This window comes from Pseudoruminococcus sp. (assembly GCF_047012705.1).
Classification (GTDB): Bacteria; Bacillota; Clostridia; order Oscillospirales; family Acutalibacteraceae; genus Pseudoruminococcus.
In genome coordinates this window covers 212,228-212,757 of record NZ_JBKXNW010000005.1, presented here as the reverse complement: position 1 = coordinate 212,757, position 530 = coordinate 212,228, and the positions used below count along the sequence as shown (strand labels likewise).

Annotated in this window: 1 protein-coding gene; it reads right to left on the bottom strand. The window is 40.0% G+C overall.

Features of this window, described 5'->3' with window-relative positions:
* Positions 1-530: restriction endonuclease subunit S (locus ACLU24_RS06835; RefSeq protein ID WP_412611301.1), on the bottom strand; the 530-nt coding region annotated here is incomplete at both ends.

Here is a 530-nt window from a genome sequence, read left to right as displayed (position 1 = left end):
AATTTCGATTTGTCGGTCTGTTCTACAAAGGCGGCGAATTGCTCTTGTAGGGCAAGGGGAGGGATAGGAACGGTTATTTTCCTTATCTCCGACAAGTTCAGAGTTTTTTGAGCGATACCCTTTACTCTTTCCTCAATCTGCCTTTGTGCATCGTTAGAAAGAATAGCACTATGCAGATAAATCGAGTTTACAACACTTGAAATAGGTTTCAGATAGGCTATATGACGCTGAAACAAGAATTTTTTATTTGTTTTTACTACCGCAGGGTGACCGTAAGAGCCAACGGTTGATAACACAATATCGCCTATTTCAATAGGAGTACGCTTGTAAAGTTCATCATAGGTTTCTTCTGATATGAATTTCTCCGCATTATAGGTAATTTCATTTGTTACAATGTTTGATACAAATAGGAACGGTATCCCGTCTTGTGTGAATTTCGGCGGCTGGTGCGTACCATCCGTAATGATTGAGCATATATCCGCTATGGTACGCTTATCATCAGTATTACAGAACATCTCCACAAACCGTGA